The sequence below is a fragment of the Mesorhizobium sp. LSJC280B00 genome, from assembly GCF_000502835.1.
In the GTDB taxonomy this organism is placed as follows: domain Bacteria; phylum Pseudomonadota; class Alphaproteobacteria; order Rhizobiales; family Rhizobiaceae; genus Mesorhizobium.
In genome coordinates this window covers 112,059-131,547 of sequence record NZ_AYVL01000001.1, presented here as the reverse complement: position 1 = coordinate 131,547, position 19,489 = coordinate 112,059, and the positions used below count along the sequence as shown (strand labels likewise).

The 19,489-nt window shown below is 63.4% G+C and carries 17 protein-coding genes and 1 pseudogene; 7 read left to right on the top strand and 11 right to left on the bottom strand.

All coding sequences use genetic code 11. From position 1 onward, the window contains the following. Nucleotides 1-141: 141 nt before the first annotated feature. Entirely contained in the window at nt 142-1,299 is a 1,158-nt protein-coding gene (locus X773_RS41315) for a DUF1501 domain-containing protein (RefSeq protein ID WP_023674108.1), read from the bottom strand. After that, nucleotides 1,290-2,657, bottom strand: coding sequence for a S8 family serine peptidase (locus X773_RS41310; protein WP_023674107.1), 1,368 nt, complete (start codon nt 2,655-2,657; stop codon nt 1,290-1,292). The genes X773_RS41315 and X773_RS41310 overlap by 10 nt, the downstream gene beginning before the upstream one ends. A 173-nt stretch (nt 2,658-2,830) precedes the next feature. On the opposite strand from X773_RS41310, the gene X773_RS41305 reads away from it, so the two are divergent. Then, the gene (locus X773_RS41305) at nt 2,831-3,409 is read left to right on the top strand and encodes a hypothetical protein (RefSeq protein ID WP_023674106.1); all 579 of its coding nucleotides are present in this window, start codon (nt 2,831-2,833) and stop codon (nt 3,407-3,409) included. A 10-nt stretch (nt 3,410-3,419) separates the two neighbouring features. Here X773_RS41305 and X773_RS41300 read toward each other — a convergent pair whose 3' ends face one another. Continuing rightward, nucleotides 3,420-5,150, bottom strand: a complete 1,731-nt coding sequence (locus X773_RS41300; protein ID WP_031211050.1) for an adenylate/guanylate cyclase domain-containing protein — start codon at nt 5,148-5,150, stop codon at nt 3,420-3,422. Nucleotides 5,151-5,319: 169 nt separating this feature from the next. Here X773_RS41300 and X773_RS41295 point away from each other — a divergent pair, with 169 nt between their 5' ends. Further along, on the top strand, nt 5,320-6,558 hold the full coding sequence (locus X773_RS41295) for a YcaO-like family protein (RefSeq protein ID WP_023674104.1): 1,239 nt from the start codon (nt 5,320-5,322) through the stop codon (nt 6,556-6,558). Nucleotides 6,559-6,635: 77 nt separating this feature from the next. Here X773_RS41295 and X773_RS41290 read toward each other — a convergent pair whose 3' ends face one another. Together X773_RS41290 and X773_RS41285 are read right to left on the bottom strand one after the other, a co-directional pair. After that, nucleotides 6,636-7,565: a DnaJ C-terminal domain-containing protein gene (locus X773_RS41290; protein WP_023674103.1), complete on the bottom strand. Its 930-nt coding sequence runs from the start codon at nt 7,563-7,565 to the stop codon at nt 6,636-6,638. A 100-nt stretch (nt 7,566-7,665) separates the two neighbouring features. Further along, entirely contained in the window at nt 7,666-8,127 is a 462-nt protein-coding gene (locus X773_RS41285; protein WP_023674102.1) for an RT0821/Lpp0805 family surface protein, read from the bottom strand. A 39-nt stretch (nt 8,128-8,166) separates the two neighbouring features. On the opposite strand from X773_RS41285, the gene pdxH reads away from it, so the two are divergent. Then, entirely contained in the window at nt 8,167-8,784 is a 618-nt protein-coding gene (gene pdxH, locus X773_RS41280) for a pyridoxamine 5'-phosphate oxidase (RefSeq protein ID WP_023674101.1), read from the top strand. A 258-nt stretch (nt 8,785-9,042) separates the two neighbouring features. Then, nucleotides 9,043-9,318, top strand: coding sequence for a hypothetical protein (locus tag X773_RS41275; protein WP_023674100.1), 276 nt, complete (start codon nt 9,043-9,045; stop codon nt 9,316-9,318). Nucleotides 9,319-9,390: 72 nt separating this feature from the next. On the opposite strand, the gene X773_RS41270 is transcribed toward X773_RS41275, so the two are convergent. Together X773_RS41270 and X773_RS41265 are read right to left on the bottom strand one after the other, a co-directional pair. Next, entirely contained in the window at nt 9,391-10,143 is a 753-nt protein-coding gene (locus tag X773_RS41270; RefSeq protein ID WP_023674099.1) for a crotonase/enoyl-CoA hydratase family protein, read from the bottom strand. Between the two features lie 53 nt (nt 10,144-10,196). After that, nucleotides 10,197-11,960, bottom strand: a complete 1,764-nt coding sequence (locus X773_RS41265; RefSeq protein ID WP_023674098.1) for an acyl-CoA dehydrogenase — start codon at nt 11,958-11,960, stop codon at nt 10,197-10,199. Between the two features lie 203 nt (nt 11,961-12,163). On the opposite strand from X773_RS41265, the pseudogene X773_RS77915 reads away from it, so the two are divergent. Both X773_RS77915 and X773_RS41260 read left to right on the top strand, forming a co-directional pair. After that, a pseudogene (locus tag X773_RS77915) lies at nt 12,164-12,393 on the top strand (hypothetical protein). A gap of 178 nt (nt 12,394-12,571) precedes the next feature. After that, nucleotides 12,572-13,672 carry a GH25 family lysozyme gene (locus tag X773_RS41260; RefSeq protein ID WP_031211047.1) on the top strand — a complete coding sequence of 367 codons (1,101 nt, stop codon included), beginning with the start codon at nt 12,572-12,574 and terminating at the stop codon, nt 13,670-13,672. 21 nt (nt 13,673-13,693) lie between these two features. Here the strand turns inward: X773_RS41260 and purD are convergent, their stop codons facing one another. Continuing rightward, nucleotides 13,694-14,971: a phosphoribosylamine--glycine ligase gene (gene purD, locus X773_RS41255; RefSeq protein WP_023674096.1), complete on the bottom strand. Its 1,278-nt coding sequence runs from the start codon at nt 14,969-14,971 to the stop codon at nt 13,694-13,696. Between the two features lie 156 nt (nt 14,972-15,127). Here purD and ubiA point away from each other — a divergent pair, with 156 nt between their 5' ends. Further along, nucleotides 15,128-16,111, top strand: coding sequence for a 4-hydroxybenzoate octaprenyltransferase (gene ubiA, locus X773_RS41250; protein WP_023674095.1), 984 nt, complete (start codon nt 15,128-15,130; stop codon nt 16,109-16,111). 189 nt (nt 16,112-16,300) lie between these two features. Here ubiA and X773_RS41245 read toward each other — a convergent pair whose 3' ends face one another. The 3 genes from X773_RS41245 to X773_RS41235 form a co-directional block, all read right to left on the bottom strand. Further along, nucleotides 16,301-16,867, bottom strand: coding sequence for a DUF6101 family protein (locus X773_RS41245; protein WP_023674094.1), 567 nt, complete (start codon nt 16,865-16,867; stop codon nt 16,301-16,303). A gap of 185 nt (nt 16,868-17,052) precedes the next feature. After that, nucleotides 17,053-18,483, bottom strand: coding sequence for an FAD-binding oxidoreductase (locus X773_RS41240; protein WP_023674093.1), 1,431 nt, complete (start codon nt 18,481-18,483; stop codon nt 17,053-17,055). An 18-nt stretch (nt 18,484-18,501) separates the two neighbouring features. After that, nucleotides 18,502-19,482, bottom strand: coding sequence for an L-threonylcarbamoyladenylate synthase (locus X773_RS41235; protein ID WP_036237975.1), 981 nt, complete (start codon nt 19,480-19,482; stop codon nt 18,502-18,504). Nucleotides 19,483-19,489 lie beyond the last annotated feature (7 nt).

Here is a 19,489-nt window from a genome sequence, read left to right as displayed (position 1 = left end):
CGGCATCCGAAACCCTTCACAATAGCCGTGATTCCGGAAGCTTCTTAGAAGCGGCCACTTAAGATTAGGCGTCGCCTATTGCAGTCCGATGCGTCCCGTAGCCGACGAAAACGCGGATAAGAAGCTAAACCGCGCTGGAGATCACATCGAAGCCAGTCGACCTCCGCCTGGACAACGGCTCCCGATAAACAGTCCACGCACCGCCGGTATCCCGGCAGCGCCTGGGAAAATTTCAGCCATTGCTCGGTCAGGAAGACGCAGGTGTTCCGTCAGCACGCCCTTTATGATCGATCGTACGTCCGTCGTAGCAGCCAAGTCTGTTCCGCCATGAAGCAGGTCTCGAGCAAGACCGGGCCAGCGATTGCCTACTCGCCCGCCGGCAACGGCGCCACCCATTAACAAGGTGACACTCGCGACGCCGTGATCAGTGCCGCCGTCGGTGTTGGGCACCACGGAACGGCCGAACTCCGTGACCACCAGCACCGCCGTCCTGTTCCAGGCAGGCCCGGACGCTTGGGCAAATGCAATGAGGCCCCGCGCCAGCCCATTCAAACTCCGCGCCAGCCTTCCGAAGTCCGCTCCCTGCGCCACATGCGTGTCGAAGCCGGCCACCTCGAGCATCGCGATCCGCGGTCCGCCCGTAGCTGACAGGGCAAGCGCCGCGCTCCTGGCCGCGTCGCCGAAGCGAGCCGCGTCGCATGCGGCATGTTGTTCCAGCAGGCTTTCGCTGCCCTTTGCGCCGGACGGCCAAGTGCCCTCGGCGCAGAGGCGGACGAGGTCGAGCCGAGGATTGGCCAGCGCAAGATGGGCCAGCATGTCCATCGATCGATCGGCCGGTCTGGCCCGCCACACCGCCTTCTGCCGGCGCGACAGTACAGACGAAGCCCGGTCGAGCCATCCGGCGCTGCCGCCGTCAATATCGCCGTCGAACAGCGCCGCCTGGGCGGTCGCGTGGGACCGGCCCGCATCCGGAATGGCGGTCGCGGGCACGATGAGCAACTCGCCGCACGAGTAGTGGGGCAGCAGAGACCCGAGCGCCGGATGAAGCGCGAAGAGCCCGTCGAGCTTGAGCATCTCGGCGACGCCAGAGTTCGGGAAAGGCACGAGGGGCCCGCGCGCCGAGGCAAAATGCGGATCGCCGTAGGGCGGCACGGCAGCTAGTGCATCGAGTCCGCCACGCACGTGGACGAGCAGAAGGCGAGGATCTTCGTCCACAAGCGAGGCACCGGCCAGACGCACGCTACCGAACGCGGACGCCAAGGCCAAACCTTGCAGCGCTGCCCTTCGGGTCAGTTGCATTTAGGCTCGTCCGAACTTGGGTTCACCGGCGTACCCGCGGTCATATACCCTAGCAGATCCGTATTCGGGCTAAGACTTCCCGTTGTCAGAGCCTTGTTAGTCGGCTGCGCGTTGCGAACCAAAAGGCCGGCAAGTGCCGGGGCTGCGAAAGATGTGCCCGAACAGATGTTCCTCCGGAGCTTGCCGTTCTTTCGGCTCTTCCACAGTGACAGGACATTGACGCCCGGTTCGGCATAGGACGCGCCGAACGCCCCCCCGCGCCATAGCGTGTCGCACCAGGCGTTGCTGATGCCTTGGCATTTCCCAGGAGTTGCCACCTGAATATATTCGCTGTTGGAAGCCGAAGCGCTGTATATCGCTCCCACCTTGTTTCCTGTCGTCACAGGCGAAAAATAAGTCGCCGCATTGGCCGGGAAATAAGACTGTACCCAAGGGCCCTCTTCGTCTTCCCGGGGGTTGCCCGCAGCTACCACAACGCGCACCTGACGGTCGGCGATCTGATAAAGAAGGGCGTCGAGAAATTTAAGATCTTGCAACGTGCTTCCGCGTCTGGTGCTCTCCAGATATAATGCACCCCAACTCAAGTTCAGAATATCCCCAGCGACCGCGTTGTCCCGAACATGGCGAAGCGCGAGAAGAGGCGGGCCGAAAATTTCGGTCTTCAGCTTACTGAAGGCCTTTACGATCTTGAGCGGGGCGTCGGGGCTGACACCAACCAGACCTATATACTGGTCGCCCTGCTTGACACGCTTTCCGCCGATAACTGCTGCCACCATCGTCCCGTGCCCTACTGTGTCGTCGAGGCTCGACACGGTCTGGCATGGGCTGCTCGTGCAATCGATGGCTTCCTGAACCTTGAGGAGCCCGGCGGTGACAACGCTCCAATCCACTCCGCTGTCGATGATCCATACGGTGGGCGATCCTGAAGCCACCGGCTGTGGTGACCCGACGACCCTGCAGACGCTGGGAGGGACAACATCCGCAGTCGGCGAGATGCCCAGGAGTTCCGGCCCCTCGCAGGTGGCACCATCGAACAGGTTCACCACGAAAGGATCCGGCTCCTCATATCCCCTGGAGCGCAGCTCTTCGATCTCGCTCTCGGAAAAGGTCCCCGTCACGATGCTGATACCGATATCCGGCATGTCCACCGCTTCCAGCTTGCCCTTGCCTGCGATGAACTTGTTTAGCGCGCCGATATCCTTGCGTAACTCCGCCGCCCTGGCGATGTCGACGATGAAAGTCTTTTCGATGTCACCGCTGTCGGTGAAGCCCTCCTCGCCTGACGCTTCCGGTCTCGCTGTTCCGACAACGGCGAGGAGACAGCCGAGCAACAGCACACGAAGTTGAGCAAGTATCATTCGTACACCCTCCGGCTGTCGTTACTGATACCGCGAGGATCAGAATGCTCCCAATACGGCTTTCTGTCCATGAAAACATCGAGTCGATGCGAGCATGCCGCCTGCGCATTGCTTGCGACAGATGCAAAATGCGTTTAGGCTATTTGCATTGACCTCGGAGGGGAGCCTCGGCGATGCCCAGGGCAGAATTGAAGCCAGGTCGGCAAGTCCAAGAGATCGGCGCAGCGATCGTAGGGGCCTGGCTCAAGCTTTTGCCGGCCTCGTCACGTATCTTGTCCATGGATTCAACAGATCCCCTAACAATTACCATTGATCGGCAGATTTTCGCCGTCGGTGATACTATCAGACTTCGGCCGGAAGCAGGCCGTGCTATCGGCAACATCAGGGTCCGGACCGCCGCCGCCGGAACAGCGCCACATTCGCAGACACTAACGATAGAAGATCTGAATGGGCAGCCCATAAAATACGAGGATGACCCTCTCGACGGGGGCGACGCGATCCCGGATGCTGCCGCCTATGCGGACCTGAAGCGTGATCTCAAAATGGTGCTGGAAGACATCGTGGAAACGGGAGTGTCTGTCGAAGTTCACGTGGACGAACCGAACTTGATCAATGTGGTGGTGCCCCAGGTGCCGAGGGGGGTCCTGACCCGCAGCGATCTGATCGATTATCTCCACGACTACCACAAATACGCCCAGGGCAGGCACTACCATGACGAGCTCGCCACGGCCGTGCTCTTCGGCTGCAGATAGTCGCCAGTCCCTACTCGGGCAATCCCGCTTCCCGCATGCCGTTGAGCAGCGTGTTACGGTCACCCTCCAGCTTGTAAGGTTCCTTGGTGGCGAACCGCCGCCCGGAGAACTCCGGTGCGCCACGCAGAACCAGATACGTGTAGCTCTTCGCCTCTTCGTTTCGGCCAAGCAGGGCGTTCGCTGCAGCCAGATAGACCTTAACCCAGGTCGGCATGGTGGACGAGCGGCCCAGATCGACGACTGCCTTATCCGGACGGTGGGCAATGAAATGGGCAAGACCGCGGAACGGCCAATACCATGAAGGCTCGTATAGGGGATCGAGCACTCGCGCCCGTTCGAACCAGTCCAAGGCACTTTGGGGCTCGCCGGCAAATGTTTGATAAGTCCCTTGATAGGAGACCTGCTCGGGATCGTGCGGATTGAGTTCGAGCGCGCGTGTGTATAGCTGAGATGCGACGTCGAAATCACGACGGTGGAGGAGCACCCAGCCCAGTATGTTCAGGCAGACTGGATCATTGGGGGAAAGCGCCACCGCTTTTTTGGCGATGTCATAAGCCTCGGCAAGCACCGCATCCGACGGCCCCATGTCGCGAAACCATTCAAGCTGCTTATAGTGGGCGAGCTTGGCGTACGCGCGCCCGTAGGATGGATCGAGCTCGATCGCTCGCTGATACCACTGTCGAGCCTCCATTTCGGCCGCGATGTCGCCCAGGGGCAGGGCATTGCCCCGGAGCACGCACTCATAGGCCGCGAGATTGGCAGGTGGTTTACGCCGCGCCTTCTCGGCGCCTGCGGCCGTAAGACGGCCGATAACGGTCCCGACGATCTTCCCGATCAGTTCGTCCTGGACATCGAAGATGTCCTGCTCGTCCCCGTCGTAGCGCTCGGCCCACAAGCACTCACCCGAGGTTGCGTCGACCAGCTCGCATGTAATGCGCATTCGCCGGCCCATGCGGCGGATCCCGCCTTCGATGACGAAATCCACGCCGTTATCCGCGACCAGGTCCACATCCTTGAGCCGCGTCGACGTATAATGGGACGCAACCGTAAGCTGAGTAAAGCGCGTCAGTTCGGTGACGATGTCTTCGGTGAAGCCGCCACTGAAATAGGGTTGGACGTCGCCCGCGCTCTTGAACGGGCGAACGAGGATGGAGGGCTTGCTCGGACCAGCCACCTGCGCAGTCGATGCAGGTGGCAGCCCTTTGGGCTTTTGGAACAACGAGTATACGGGAATCGGGCGTGGAATGTTCTTGAGATGCTGTTCGCCGCAATATTCAAACGGAAGATTAAATTTGTCGCGAACTTCGTCGTGTACCTTTCCGGAAAGGCAGATACCGCCCGGGCTGGCGAACTGTTCCAGGCGCGCGGCTATGTTGACGGTATCTCCAAACACATCGCCATCGGTATCGACAATAATATCACCGAAGTTGATCCCAATCCGGAGAAAAATTTCCTGGCTGGCCTTCCCCGAAGACTGGCCGACAAGCAGTTCCTGGACTTCCACTGCTGACTGCACGGCTCCGAAAGCGCTTGGAAACTCGGCGAGCATCCCGTCTCCGGTCGTTCTCACAACCCGTCCCCGGTGCTGCGTGATCCTAGGCTCTATTTCGTCCTGCATGAGATGTTTGACGAGCGCGAAGGTGCGCTCTTCGTCGCGGGCCATCAGCGACGAGTAACCGACCATGTCAGCAGCCAGGATAGCCGTCAGACGTCGCTGAAGATTGCTGTCGCCCGCGTTCATTCTCTCCCTCGGCGGGTTATATTATGTTCGACGTCGGCTTGACGATATCAAAGCGTCTCGCAGGAGTTTGCATCATACTCCAGTGCGTGTCAGCGTGCGAATGAGCAATTGGTGCCGATACTGTAGAGGATTGAACATGTGAGGGCCGTGCTTGGGTGAAGGGTCCATAATGCCGGAGCGGCGGGCGTCCGAGGCAGGGGCCGGCGGGTCAAGCCTGGTTTACGGCCCCATCGTGATCACCGATCCCACGCTCAGATGCCCGATCACGGTCGCGGTCGGCCCCGTCCGAGGGGCCAGACCTTCTCGTTTTGTGTCAGGGTGGGGCAACACCACCCAGGAGGCGGCAACCGCCTGCGGGTATGAGGCCGATGAAACCTATTTCGCCCAGATGATCCCTCATGAGCGACTCTCACGCGCCCGCGCCGGCGAATTGCGCGGGCGCGTGATCGAGCCGCCTGCACTCACACTTTTCAGTGATGCGCAGTATTGCGAGCGGCTGCATTGGAACAAAAACGTCGATGATAGCCGCGCGGTCCCGATCCGCTGGCGCAGGTCGCAGCCGCTGGACTGGATCCGGAGCGATCCGCGCTTCAGCACGAGCGAGGCCTGGGTGCCTGCGGGATTGTGCTTTCTCGGGTATCCCAACGATGAGTCATCAGGTCTGCCCCCGGCGGACTCCAATGGTCTTGCGAGGGGATCGAGCATAGAGGACGCGGTCGTGCGCGGCTTCTGCGAAGTCGTGGAGCGCGATGCAACAGCCATATGGTGGTACAATCGGCTGGTTCTGCCTCGGATAGACCTGACTTCGCTGTCGGATGGACTGGCGTCCCAGTACGCCGATTGGCTGCTGACGCAGAACCGCGAATTGCGGCTTCTGCTCCTGACGCTTGACCTGCCCATCCCCATTGTCGCTGCAATTTCTCATCACGTGGGCGGTGACGCGATTGCGTTCGGATTCGCGGCCGGACGATCCATGTCGGAGGCGGCCCGGCGCGCGGTGGGGGAACTTGCAGAATGTGAGGCGAACCTTACCCTGCTCAAACGGAACGCCGATACGTCCGGCACGGCGGCCTTCACCCCCGGCGCGCTGCACCTCTATCGGTGGCACATGGACGAGAACATTCATCGCCTTCCTCACCTTTCCGGCAATTCAGCAGTTCAGGCCTCGTCGGCCGAGTTGCGACTGGATTGGAACTATTGCCTCGACATCTGCCACGAGCAGGAACTTGAGATCTTCGCGGTCAACCTGACGCACAACGCCGAATCGCCTGTTGCACGAGTGTTTGTACCTGGACTTCGTCCTACCAAGCCCCGGTTGGGCGGCGGCAGGCTCTATGATGTTCCTGTGCGCCTAGGTTTGAAGCCATCAGTTTCCCAGGCCATCAACGAGGTTCCCTTTCCATTGTGATCCGGATGGTCGCGGGCATGCCCACCCCGGAGTGCCCGCTTTACACACACGGCATTAAGCGCCAGCCTTTTCGACCGTCAGCCCTTTCTACGGCGCATCAGCGCCTCGAGCTCGGCGTCGCCGCCTTCCGGCAGCATCAGCCGCACGTGTGCGTAGAGGTCGCCGTGACCGCCGGCCTTTTCCGGTAGGCCCCTGCCCTTCAGCCGCAGAACCTTGTCCGAGCTCGACCAAGGGGGGACGTTGACCGCAATCCTGCCGGTCGGGGTTTCGACCGCCACCTTGGCGCCATGCACCGCATCGGCCAGTTCCACCGGCAGGTCGACATGCAGGTCGCGGCCCTCGACGCGGTAGCGCGGGTGCCGGCGGAAACGGATTTTAACCAGCGCATCGCCCGGCTGCCCCGGTCCTTGCTCACCCTGGCCTTTCAACCGGATGGTCTGGCCGTCCTCGACATAGGCCGGCAACTTGACCGCCATCTTGCGGCCGTCGGGGAACATCGCCGTCACCTTCTCCGCGGTGGCGGCCTCCTCGATGGTGACGTCCAGCGTCACGTTGAGATCGGCGGCGGTCGGGGCCTGACGGCGGCCGCCGGTGCCGGCGCCGCGCTGCTGGCTGAAAGCATCGCCGAAGATCTGGCTGAAGATGTCGCTGTTGCCGTCGAACGGATCGCCGCCGGGACGGCCCGTGCGGAATTCGAAATGCGCGCCGCCCGGCCCTTGCTGCCGGCGGAAACCGGCGAAAGGATCGGCGCCGCCGGCCGCGCCTTCGAAACCCTGGAAACGCTGTTTGCCGTCGGCGTCGATCTCGCCGCGATCGAATGCCGCCCGGTTCTTCTCGTCGCCGACGATCTCGTAAGCCTGGTTGGCGGCGGCAAAACGGTCCTTCGCCTTGGGATCATCCGGATTCTGGTCCGGATGATACTTCTTGGCGAGCTTCCGGTATGCGGATTTTATGTCCTTGGCCGATGCGTTCTTGGCAACGCCCAGCACCTCATAGGGGTCGCGCATGCTTACTGCCCTGGAGAAGGAGTGAGTCCATAATCGCCTCCTATATGCGCTCGCATAGGAAGGAATTCCAGTGGCTTACCACCATGTTGCCGGCGGAAAATCAGAGCGCCTTGAAGTCCTGTATGCGCCAGATGCTGCCGCCGGCCAGGCATATTTCGCCTTTGAACAGCGCGACGCCGTCGAAGCTTTCGCGCGATGCGGTGAAGCGACGACATGTCTCGCCGTTAGCCCTGAATTCCGCCAGCTCGGTGATGGAGCCGCGCGAGCCGGTGTCGGCATTCGCCCAGCGAACGGCCTGCCCAGCCAGTTGCTCGACGTCAGCGGAGGACACGGCGTTGCGGATCGTGGCCTGATCGGAGGCGCGGTCTTGATCGAGCGACATGACTGAGGCCGGCGTGCTCGCGGTCAGCACCGAGCGGTCGACCTCCGCCTGCTCCAGGCTGAAGCCGCCGCCACCACAGGCGGCAAGCGGCAGGACGATTATCACGATCATGGCTTTGGCGCTGGCCGAAGCGATAACGCTCCATTGCCCACTGTCAAAAGCTTGCGCGATACGCGACAATCGGCAATCTCCCCAGCCGGCGACAAATTTGGGAAAACTATGAGCGAAACCGGGTTAACAAGCGGTGACTTTACCGAGGCGGCGGAGCCGTTCCGGCTCTTTGCGGCGTGGCTCGACGACGCGACGAAGAGCGAGATCAACGACCCCAACAGCGTGGCGCTGGCGACCGTTGATGCCGAAGGCATGCCGAATGTGCGTATGGTGCTGCTTAAGGGGTTCGATGAGGGCGGCTTTGTCTTCTACACGAACTTCGAGAGTGCCAAGGGCCGTGAGATTCTTGGCAGCATGAAAGCGGCGATGTGCTTCCACTGGAAATCGCTGCGCCGGCAGGTGCGAGCGCGCGGCCCGGTGGAGATCGTCACCGACGCCGAAGCCGACGCCTATTACGTGACGCGTCCGCGCGGCAGCCGCATCGGCGCCTGGGCCTCCAAACAGTCGCGGCCGCTGGAGAGCCGCTTCGCGCTAGAAAAAGCGGTCGCCGAATACACGGCGCGCCACGCGATCGGCGACATCCCGCGGCCAAAACACTGGTCAGGCTTCCGCATCGTGCCGCAGACCATCGAGTTCTGGCACGACCGTCCGTTCCGGCTGCACGACCGTGTGGTGTTTTCGCGCAACGCCGAGGGCGGTTGGGACAAGGTGAGGCTTTATCCGTAGGGCACGACGGTGGAGCGCCGATCTCCCCCACAAGGGGGGGAGATCGGCAGCTTCCGCACCGGCGCCCATTTTTTCAGCCCTTCTTCCCGGTCATGAAGGCGGCCAAGGCCGGGCCGCTTCTGCCGGATTTCCAATTCCCACTATCACGATCTCGTGTGCGTGAAACGTTCCAGCTTGCCGGAACGAACCAGGGAAGGGCTCAACGCGCCGCCGGCGCAAATTCAGGAGGAAGCAATGCATTCACTCAGGTTGGTCACGATGGCCGGTCTTGCCTGCCTTTTCGCTTCGCAAGCCTTTGCGGAGGACGCGATGGGGACAATGACGGTGATGAAGGGTGGGGAGGTCATGGCGATCATGCCCGATGGGCATATGGGCACCATGATGCCCGACGCGAAGATGAGCGCCGAAATGATGAAAATGGCGAAACCGATCAAGCATTGCATGATGTTGATGACCGACGCCAAAGGCAAGACATTCATGATCGACACGTCTTCGGCAAAGGCCCAGGCCGAATGTAAAAAAATGGCGATGTGACAAAGAGATCATGGCAAGAAAACCCGCCGGTTGCTGCCGGCGGGTCCACGATGCGAGACAAGGCCAGAAGGTCTAGGCCTTCTTCCTGGTCATGAAGGCCGTCAAGGCTGCGCGGGCCTCGTCGGATTTGAGCCGCTCGCGGAAATGCTGGCTTTCCTGGCCGATGCGCTCGACAAGGGCGTCGCGCGAGCCGCGCATCAGGTCGCGCGCGATCTTCAGCGCTTGCGGCGGTTTGGCGGCGATCTGGCCCGCCGCCGCCAATACCGATGCTTCGAGTTCCCTCTCCTCGACCACTTCGTAGATCAGCCCGGCGGCCTTCGCCCTCTCGGCCGAAAAGCCCTCGCCGAGGCCAAGCAGCGCGAAGGCGCCTTGGCGGCCGAGGATCTGCGGTGCGAGCAGGCTCGATCCTGCCTCCGGCACAAGGCCGAGATCGACGAAGGGCGTTCGGAACATTGTGCGCGGCGTGGCGAAGGTCAGGTCGCAATGCAGGTTGAGCGTGGTGCCGATACCGACCGCAATGCCGTCGACACCGGAAACCATCGGCTTTTCCACCTTGGCCAGCGCCATCAGGAAATCCCAGACCTCGGTACCGCCTTCACCGCCCGAGGCGACAATCATGAAATCGGCAAGGTCGTTGCCGGACGAGAAGGCACCGGGCACGCCGAGAAAGACATGGACGCGGATCGCCGGATCCGCGTCGCCGCCGGCAAGAGCCGCCGACATCGTCGCGTACATGGCGCGGGTCAGCGCGTTCTTCTTGTCCGGACGATTGATGCGGATGATCTGGATGGCGCCCTGGCGCTCGACGAGGATGTGGTCTGTCACGGATTCGTCCTTTGTGAATTTCGGGCCTTTGTGAATATCGGCGCGTGCGAACGTCAGGCTGAAATCAGCGGCTTGCCGGCAACGGCAAGGCTGTCGGCGCCGCCGACGACGCGCTCCTTCAGCGCGCCCACTTCGCCAAGCAGGTTCTCGGCGAAGAACCGGCAAAGCGCGATGCGGTTTTGGTCGGCAAGCGCGCCGCGCGCCAGATAGGCGCCGCCCGCGGCAAGCGAGATCAGCCTGAGATAGGGTGTCGCGCCGGCCAGCGCCTCGTCCGAACGGCCTTGGTCGAGCAGGTCTTGCAGGAAACGGGTCGCCTGGGAGAGGTCGTCGAGCGCCTGGTCGAGGCGATCGGCGGTGCGGCCGAAGCCTTCAAGGTTCGACGCTCGCAGCGCATCGGCGACGGCCTTGAGTTCGGCGATGTAGCCATGCACATGCCGGCCGCCGCCGAGCGGCAGCTTGCGCGTCACCAGATCGATCGCCTGGATGCCATTGGTGCCTTCGTAAATGGGCGCGATGCGCGCGTCGCGATAAAGTGCTGCGGCGCCTGTCTCCTCGATGAACCCCATGCCGCCATGCACCTGCAGCCCAAGCGAGGCGACCTCGACGCCGACATCGGTCGAAAACGCCTTGGCCAGCGGCGTCAACAGATTGGCGCGCTCCTGCCAGTGCTTTGCATCTTCGCTCTGTGACGCGAGATCGATGGCGTGGGCGCAGGAATAGCAGATGGCACGGGCAATCTGGGTCAGCGTCTTCATGGTCAGAAGACTGCGCTGGATGTCGGGGTGATGCACGATCGGCGCCATGCCGGCACCGCCATAGCTTGCCGCTTTGCCTTGCCGGCGGTCGTTTGCATAGGCGAGCGCCTTCTGCGTCGCCGCCTCGGCGACCGCGACGCCCTGCATGCCGACGGCAAGGCGCGCATTGTTCATCATGGTGAACATGCAGGCGAGGCCCTTGTTCTCCTCGCCGACCAGCCAGCCGATCGCGCCGGGCCTGCTGCCTTCGAAGCCATCGCCATAAATCATCGTGCAGGTCGGCGAAGCGTGGATGCCCAGTTTGTGCTCCAGCCCGGAGCAGAAGACGTCGTTGCGCCTGCCCAGCGCGCCATCGTCGCCGACGAGGAATTTCGGCACCAGGAACAAAGACAGGCCGCGCGTGCCGGCCGGCGCGTCCGGCAGCCGCGCCAGCACCAGATGGATGATGTTGTCGGTGAAATCGTGCTCGCCATAGGTGATGAATATCTTTTGCCCGAAGATGCGGTAGGTGCCGTCGCCGGCCGGTTCGGCGCGGGTTCGCAAGCCATTCAGGTCCGAGCCTGCCTGCGGCTCGGTCAGGTTCATGGTGCCCATCCATTCGCCGGAGACCAGTTTTTCCAGATATCTGGCCTTGAGTGCCTGCGAGCCATGTTTGTCGAGTGCTTCGACGGCGCCCATGGTCAGCGTCGGGGCGATGCCGAACGCCATCGAGGCGGAGTTCCACATTTCGAGCGCGGCGACGCCGAGCATGGCCGGCAGCGCCTGGCCGCCATACGCTTCAGGCGCGGACAGCGCATTCCAGCCGCCGCCGATCCAGCGGCGATAAAGTTCCTTCCAGCCGGGCGGGGTGGTGACGGCAGCGCCGTCGAGCACCGCGCCGTGCTGGTCGCCGACCGTGTAGAGCGGCGCCACCTCCTCGCTGGCGAAGCGGCCGGCCTCGGCCAGAATGGTGTCGACAAGGTCCTCGCCGAGTTCGCCAAAAATGCCTGCATCGAGCGCCGGCTTCAAGCCGGCGACATGCTTCAGGGTGAAGGCGATTTCCTCGACCGGTGCCCGATACATGGCGCTCGCTCCTCCTCAGTCCGGCCCTCCCCAGTCTGGCAGGTCTACTTAAGACCTGTACCGATGCAAAATCATCTGCTTTCGGAGTTCCTGTCCATCTTCTTTTTACGTAAACGTCAAACTTTGTCACGCGGATTTTGCAATTGCCACGACGCAGGCTAAATTCGGCAAGAGAGAGCAGAACACCGAAATAGGATTGCCTCGTGCTCGCACGACCTGACACCTATCGCTGTGGCGAATGCGCCTGCTCTGGCGGACGGCCGGTTTTTGCTATCATGAAGGTAAGGTCGAGAACGGTGCAGCCTATTGGTCGGATCGCGGCATATTGTGCTCACCACCATGTTCGCTGACCCCTCATCGCAAACGCGAGGCCGAGGGAACGCTGTTGCAAGTGCCGGCGCTCGACCCGTTTCATATCCCCTCTCGCCAGTGACAACCATCAAGACCATCGACGGAGAAGCTGACCGAGCCGTGGCATGCGCGGGCCGCGATCGAAAGCATTTCCTTAACCATGGCGGTTCAGGATTTGGCTTTGGCCAGCAAGGATCTGCTGTTTGAAAACGCCGGCGCGCCCCCTTGTCCGCTCAGCGCTTCTCCTTGTCGCGGCCGCGATGACCCTGGCGCTGACGCCGGCAAAGGCCTCGGATTTCTCCGAACCTTGGAAGGATGCCGACCGGGCGCTGGTCGTCGACGCCTACGAATACAATTCCATCGACTGGACCCGGCTAGCCGCCGACAAGCGTCTTGTCGGCTTCATCAACAAGGCATCCGACGGAATGCCGCCACCCTATTTCTGTTTCGGCGACGAGACCGAGACGCGGCTGTGCAAGACGCTTTGGAAGCGCCATGCGATGGCACAGGAACTGTTCCAGACGCGCAAGGTGGTGGCCAAGGCGCTGGGCCTGAAATGGGGCGCCTATCATCTCGCCCGCCCCGGCAACCCCGTGGGACAGGCCAATAACTTCATCAATTTCGTGAAACCCCGGCCGGATGACCTGCTTGCCCTCGACATCGAGGACGATGATCCCACCCAATGGATGTCGCTCGAGGATGCCGAGGAATTCGTGCGCCATGTGCATCGTCGGGTTGGCCGCTTTCCAGTGCTCTACACCAACGGCACGACAGCCAGGCATATCGCCGACAACAAGTATAAATACCCGCTCCTGTCGCGGCTGCCGCTGTGGTATGCGCGCTACAAGCCAGACATCGGCGTGCATTTTCCGATGGGCAACTGGCAGGGTTATGCGCTCTGGCAGTTTTCGGCGCGAGCAAACTGCGGCCGGTTCCGCTGCCCTTACAGGGTCGCGGGCACACCCAACGATATCGACGTCAGCGTCGCGCCGATGAACGCCACGGAATTGCGCGCGCAGTGGCCGTTCGGCGGCCTGATCGACGTGCAGCCGGATTATCTCACCTCGATACCGGTGCCGCTCTCACGCGAGGCGGGGCTCGCCGGCGGCACCATCACTTACGCCAGCGTGACGCCAGCAAGCTTCGAGGAGATGGTCGCGGTATTCAGGGCGCGCCTGGCCAGGTTCAGCAGCGGCTTTCAAATGCCTGCGGCGAAAGCGGCGCCGGGCCTTCCGCGCGGGATTGCCGAATATGTCGCCTGGACGCGAAACGAAAAGCGTGCGGCATCGGTGCCAGGATTTGTCTCCACCGCCGATGCGGTCAGCAGCGTCTCGACCGAATTCGACCACGGCTTGCGCTGAGGCCGAAGGCCGCCCGAAGCATCAGTTCGCCTGCTCGCGCGCCACCGCCAGCCAGCCAATGTCGCGGCGGCAAAAGCCTTGCGGCCAGTCGATCCGGTCGAGCGCGGCGTAGGCCTTCTTCTGCGCCTCGCCGACGGTGCTGCCGGTCGCCGTGACGTTGAGCACGCGGCCGCCATTGGCGACGAGTGCGCCGCCGTTGATGGCGGTGCCGGCGTGAAAGATCTCGACGCCATCGCCTGCCGCCGCCTCGACACCGCGAATGACCGAGCCCTTTTCCGGCGTGCCGGGATAACCCCTGGCCGCCATCACCACGGTGAGCGCCGCCTCGTCGCGCCAGCGCACCGAAGTATGCGCCAGCTGGCCGTCCGCGGCTGCGTTGAGCAGGACGAGCAGATCGTCCTTCAGCCGCATCATCAGCACCTGGCATTCCGGGTCGCCGAAACGGGTGTTGTATTCGATCAGCTTCGGCCCCATGTCAGTGATCATCAGCCCGGCGAACAGCACGCCGGAAAACGGCGCGCCTGTTTCAGCCATGCCGCGCATGGTCGGCTCGACGATCTCGCGCATGGTGCGGTCGATCATCTCCGGCGTCATCACCGGGGCCGGCGAATAGGCGCCCATGCCGCCGGTGTTCGGGCCGGTGTCGCCCTCGCCGACGCGCTTGTGATCCTGCGCGGTGCCGAAGGGCAGCGCGGTGGTGCCGTCGCAAAGGCAGAAGAAACTTGCTTCCTCACCGACGAGAAACTCCTCTACCACCACTTCCGCCCCGGCCTGGCCGAAGGAGCCGTCAAAACAGGCCTCGAGCGCGGCCAGCGCCTGGTCAAGCGTCATGGCGACGGTGACGCCCTTGCCGGCAGCGAGGCCGTCGGCCTTGATGACGATCGGCGCACCCGTCTTCTCGACATGGGCCCTGGCCGAAGCCAGATCGCCGAAGCGGCCATAGGCGGCGGTCGGGATGCCGTATCTGGCGCAGAGGTCTTTGGTGAAACCTTTCGAGCCTTCCAGCCGTGCCGCTGCCTTTGACGGACCGAAGACGCGGATGCCCTCGGCGCGCAGGTCGTCGGCTATGCCGGCGACCAGCGGCCCTTCCGGTCCGACCACGACGAGGCCTATTTCATTCTCGCGGCAAAACCGGGCCACCGCCGTGTGATCGGCAGTATCGAGCCTCACCAGCTCGGCTTCGCGGCCGATGCCCGGATTGCCGGGCGCCGCGTAGAGTTTGGTCAGCAGCGGCGACGCCGCGATCTTCCAGGCAAGCGCATGTTCTCGTCCGCCGGAGCCGATCAGCAAAACACGCATGCCCAGATTCCTCGTCATTCCAAGACCAGGACTGCGCTATTGCGCCGCGCGCGACGGGTCAAGACATTTGGCTGCCGAAGCGCCGATTGCGCGTGGCGAGCGTGCGGGGGCTGCTTGACGCTTGACGGCATTCGCCTCTGCTGCCACTCCAGCAAAATGGAAACCGTCCAGTCGAAAGCGGCCCAGGGCCGCGTCGCCGATGCGCCGAGCGGCCACTGGGTCTATCGCGTGCTGCCGCGGGGGTTGTGGCCCTATGCGCAGCTTGCCCGGTGGGACCGGCCGATCGGCTGGCAATTGCTGCTGTGGCCATGCTGGTGGTCGGCTGCCCTTGCCGCGAGCGCCTATCCGCGTCCGGCGGATCCGCTGCTCTCGCTGCTGCCGTCACCGTGGTACCTGCTGCTGTTTTTTCTTGGCGCGTTCGCCATGCGCGGTGCCGGCTGCACCTACAATGATTTGGTCGACGAGGACATCGACAACCAGGTGGAACGCACGCGCTCGCGGCCGCTGCCGGCCGGCAAGGTCACGCGCCGGCAGGCCTGGATGTTTGTTGTCGTGCAGGCACTGGGCGGCCTTGCCGTGCTTTTGCAGTTCAACAGCTTCGCCATCTCGCTCGGCATCGGCTCGCTGGGCATCGTCGCCGTCTACCCATTCATGAAGCGGTACACCAATTGGCCGCAACTCGTTCTCGGCCTTGCCTTTTCCTGGGGAGCGCTGATGGGATGGGCGGTCGAGTTCGGCGATCTCGATGGGCCGGCAATCATGCTCTATATCGGCTCGATCCTGTGGGTGATCGGCTACGACACGATCTATGCGCATCAGGACAAGGAAGACGACGCCATCGTCGGTGTGCGCTCGACGGCGCGCCTGTTCGGCGACAACACCAAAGCCTGGCTGGCCGGACTTTATGGCGGAGCGCTGGTCTGCTTCGCCATTGCTTTCGCCTCGGCACAGGCACCGGTGCCTGCACTCGCCGGGCTGATCGCCGCCGGCGCGCATATGGCACGGCAGATCGCCGTGCTCGACATCGACGATCCGGACCAGTGCCTGAGGCTGTTCAGATCGAACAACCAGGTCGGCTGGCTGATCTTCCTCGGCCTGATCGGCGGCGCGGCTTGGGTGGCGCTGAAGCCGCTGGTTTAGGAGCCTTTTCCCTTTTCCCCCTGTGGGAGAAGGTGGATTGGCGCGTAGCGCCAAGACGGTTGAGGGGTGTTGGAAGAAACGAGACGTTGGTGTTCCTGGAACACCCCTCATCCGACCGAGCTTCGCTCGGCCACCTTCTCCCACAAGGGGAGAAGGAAAGAAGGGCGGCGCAAGCCCGCCAAGCCCATGCTATTCCCGCGAAATGAGCTCCTCGCCGCCGATGACCAGCCTGAGGCCGAGATCGCCGGCGCGGCGGCGGGCGAGGAAGCGCGGGCGGCGCATGGTCGAGACGCGGCCTTTGCGGCGGTCCTGCGCCGGCAGCGCCTTGATGGCAGCGCCGAGCGATTCTTCCAGCGTGCGGGCAATGCCGTCGGCCTCGATCAGCAGCATCGGCAGGCGGTAGGCGTCGGCCCAGGCGCGCCAGTCGGCGGCGACGTCGTCGAGATCGTCGGCGACCAGCAGCGGCACCGACAGCATCGGGTCATTGTGCAGAAGCTCAAGCGTCACTGTGACATTGCCATCCGGATCCTCCATGGCGCGGGCGGCGACGCCGCGAAACGCGTTGGCGGGCAGAGCGATGATCGCCGGCACGCCGCTCATCTCCAGCGTGCGGCGGATAACCGCGCCGCGCTGGTCGATGGTGAAGGTGACGTCGCCATAGTCGTCGCGCGTGGCGTAGCTCACCACCTGCGGCAGGCGGAATGGGTCGAGGCGCATATTGCGCCCGGCCCAGACTGGCTTCAGTCCAGTGTTCATATCGTGCCTTTCCTGTTTCTCCTGAGAGCCGGTGTTTCCGGTTCTCCGGGCCGGTTTTCCCAGCCTCGTTGTGGAGAAACATTAGCGCGAGCTTCTTATCCTCGCGCTTAAGAAAGTCGGTTAAATTTTGCTGATCCGAGGCGGATGGTTATCGGAATGCGAACCGGCGCAGGCCGGCGAAAGGATCAGATAACCTTACCCGGATTCATGATGCCGGCCGGGTCGAACGCGGCCTTCACCCTGCGCATCAGCTCGATCGCCATCGGCGGCGCCGTCGCGATCAATTCGTCCCGCTTCAACTGGCCGATGCCGTGCTCGGCCGAGATCGAGCCATGAAACGCGCGCACGACGTCGTGCACGGCCTTGTTCATGACGTGGTAAAGGCCGAGAAACGCCTCGTCATCGCCGTCGACCGGCCGGGAGATGTTATAGTGCAGATTGCCGTCGCCCATGTGGCCGAAGCAGACGACGCGCGCGCCGGGACTGACCGATTGCACGGCGCCGGCAGCCTTTTCAATGAAGGGCGGGATTGACGCCACCGGCACCGAGATGTCGTGCTTGATCGAGGCACCTTCCGGCTTCTGCGCCTCGGGCAGCACCTCGCGGAAATTCCAGAACGCATCGCCCTGGGCCATGCTTGCCGCGATCACCGCATCGCCGACGATCCCTTGCTCGAGGCCTGCCTCCAGCACCTCCTCGATCAGGGCCCTGGCATCCTCGGCCGAACGGCCCGACGAGATCTGCATCAGCACATACCACGGCCAATCGCCGGCCAGCGGCCGCACCACGCCTTGCGCGTGGGCAAGCGTGAAGTCGTAGGGCCTCTGGCCAATCAGCTCGAAGGCGGTGAGCGCTGCCCCTGCACGGTCCATCGCGAGGCTGAACAGCGACAGTGCCGCCTCCGGCGATGACAGGCCGGCAAACGCCACCTCGCGCCCCTTGGGCTTGGGGAACAGCTTGAGCACGGCGGCGGTGATGATGCCGAGCGTACCCTCGGCGCCGACGAACAGGTTCTTCAAATCGTAGCCGGTATTGTCCTTTTTCAGCTTGCGCAGATCGTCGAACACTTCACCGGTCGGCAGCACCACTTCGACGCCGAGGCAGAGCTCGCGCGCATTGCCGTAGGCAAGCACGCCGGTGCCGCCGGCGTTGGACGAGAGATTGCCGCCGATCTGGCAGGAGCCTTGCGCGGCAAGCGACAGCGGAAACAGCCGGTCGGCGGCATCGGCCGCTTCCTGCAGCGTCTGCAGGATGACGCCGGTTTCGACCGTGACCGTGTTGGACAGCGTATCGATTTCGCGGATGCGGTTCAGCCGCGACAGCGACAGCACGATCTCGCGGCCGGATGCGTCCGGCACCTGGGCGCCGACCAGCCCGGTGTTGCCGCTTTGCGGCACGATGGGCGTGCCGGTTTCGGTCGCCAGCCGCATGATGCTGCTGACCTCCTCGACGTTTCCCGGCCTCAGCACCAAAGCCGTCCTGCCGTGCCAAAGTCCGCGCCGCTCGGTGAGGTAAGGCGCGATGTCCTGCTGGTCGCGCAGCGCATATTTGTCGCCGACGATTGCCGCAAAGCGCGCGAGGACGGCGGGGTCGAGATCGGGGGAAATGTCGTTCATGGGTCGAAACTATGGTGCTCAATCCATCTTGTCACGCGGGGCGATCTTGTCACGCGGGGCGGCGGCGCGCGAAAGCCGGTCGTTGATCGCCTCGCCCAGCCCTTCGAACGGGATCGGCTCGACGGCGATGGTTTTGGCGCCGCTGCCATCGAGATCCTGCAGATGGGCGAAGAGATTGCTTGCCGCCTCGCGCAGGTCGCCGGTCTCCGACAAGTTGCGCAGGGCGGCTGCATCGCGCCAGCCTTCGGCACGGCGGCGGCCGAAGGCCAGCAAGGCTTCGCCCGGTGCGACCTCCGCAGCATTGAGCCGCACCGCCGCACCCGGCGCATAGTGCGAGGCGAGCATGCCGGGCGCCTCGATGCCCGAAGCGCCGCGCAGCAACTTTGTCCCGGCCACTGCTTCGATCTCTTCGGCGGCAATGCCGCCCGGCCGCAGCAGCCGCAGCTTTCCAGCTTCGACTTTGACAATGGTCGATTCCAGCCCGACCGGCGTCGCGCCGCCGTCGACCACAAGCTTGATCCGGGGACCGAGATCGGCGGCCACGGCCTCGGCCGTCGTGGCGCTGATCCTGCCCGAGGAATTGGCGCTGGGCGCCGCCAGCGCACGGCCGAACCTGGCGATCAGCTCGCCGCCAAAGCCTTTCGGCATGCGCAGCGCGATCGTTTCCAGGCCGGCGGTGACCAGCGGATGAATGCCGTTGCCGGGCCGTTGCGGCAGCACCAACGTCAGCGGCCCCGGCCAGAATGCCTGCGCCAATCTTTCCGACAGCGGGTCGAACAGCGCGATGCGCTCGGCCATCGCCGGATCGGCTATATGGGCGATCAGCGGGTTGAAGCGAGGGCGGCCCTTGGCTTCGAAGATACGAGCCACGGCAACGCCATTGGTCGCGTCGCCGGCCAGCCCATAAACGGTCTCGGTCGGGATGGCGACGACATCGCCGCTCTCGAGCAGCGCCAACGCCCTTTCCATCGCCTCGCCGACGGCACGAATTTCAGCCACTGTCGTC

Coding starts and splice junctions, on each gene's coding strand:
- X773_RS41315 (WP_023674108.1), bottom strand. CDS start 1,299: ATGCAACTGACCCGAAGGGCAGCGCTGCAAGGTTTGGCCTTGGCGTCC.
- X773_RS41310 (WP_023674107.1), bottom strand. CDS start 2,657: ATGATACTTGCTCAACTTCGTGTGCTGTTGCTCGGCTGTCTCCTCGCC.
- X773_RS41305 (WP_023674106.1), top strand. CDS start 2,831: ATGCCCAGGGCAGAATTGAAGCCAGGTCGGCAAGTCCAAGAGATCGGC.
- X773_RS41300 (WP_031211050.1), bottom strand. CDS start 5,150: ATGAACGCGGGCGACAGCAATCTTCAGCGACGTCTGACGGCTATCCTG.
- X773_RS41295 (WP_023674104.1), top strand. CDS start 5,320: ATGCCGGAGCGGCGGGCGTCCGAGGCAGGGGCCGGCGGGTCAAGCCTG.
- X773_RS41290 (WP_023674103.1), bottom strand. CDS start 7,565: ATGCGCGACCCCTATGAGGTGCTGGGCGTTGCCAAGAACGCATCGGCC.
- pdxH (WP_023674101.1), top strand. CDS start 8,167: ATGAGCGAAACCGGGTTAACAAGCGGTGACTTTACCGAGGCGGCGGAG.
- X773_RS41275 (WP_023674100.1), top strand. CDS start 9,043: ATGGCCGGTCTTGCCTGCCTTTTCGCTTCGCAAGCCTTTGCGGAGGAC.
- X773_RS41265 (WP_023674098.1), bottom strand. CDS start 11,960: ATGTATCGGGCACCGGTCGAGGAAATCGCCTTCACCCTGAAGCATGTC.
- X773_RS41260 (WP_031211047.1), top strand. CDS start 12,572: ATGACCCTGGCGCTGACGCCGGCAAAGGCCTCGGATTTCTCCGAACCT.
- purD (WP_023674096.1), bottom strand. CDS start 14,971: ATGCGTGTTTTGCTGATCGGCTCCGGCGGACGAGAACATGCGCTTGCC.
- ubiA (WP_023674095.1), top strand. CDS start 15,128: ATGGAAACCGTCCAGTCGAAAGCGGCCCAGGGCCGCGTCGCCGATGCG.
- X773_RS41245 (WP_023674094.1), bottom strand. CDS start 16,867: ATGAACACTGGACTGAAGCCAGTCTGGGCCGGGCGCAATATGCGCCTC.
- X773_RS41240 (WP_023674093.1), bottom strand. CDS start 18,483: ATGAACGACATTTCCCCCGATCTCGACCCCGCCGTCCTCGCGCGCTTT.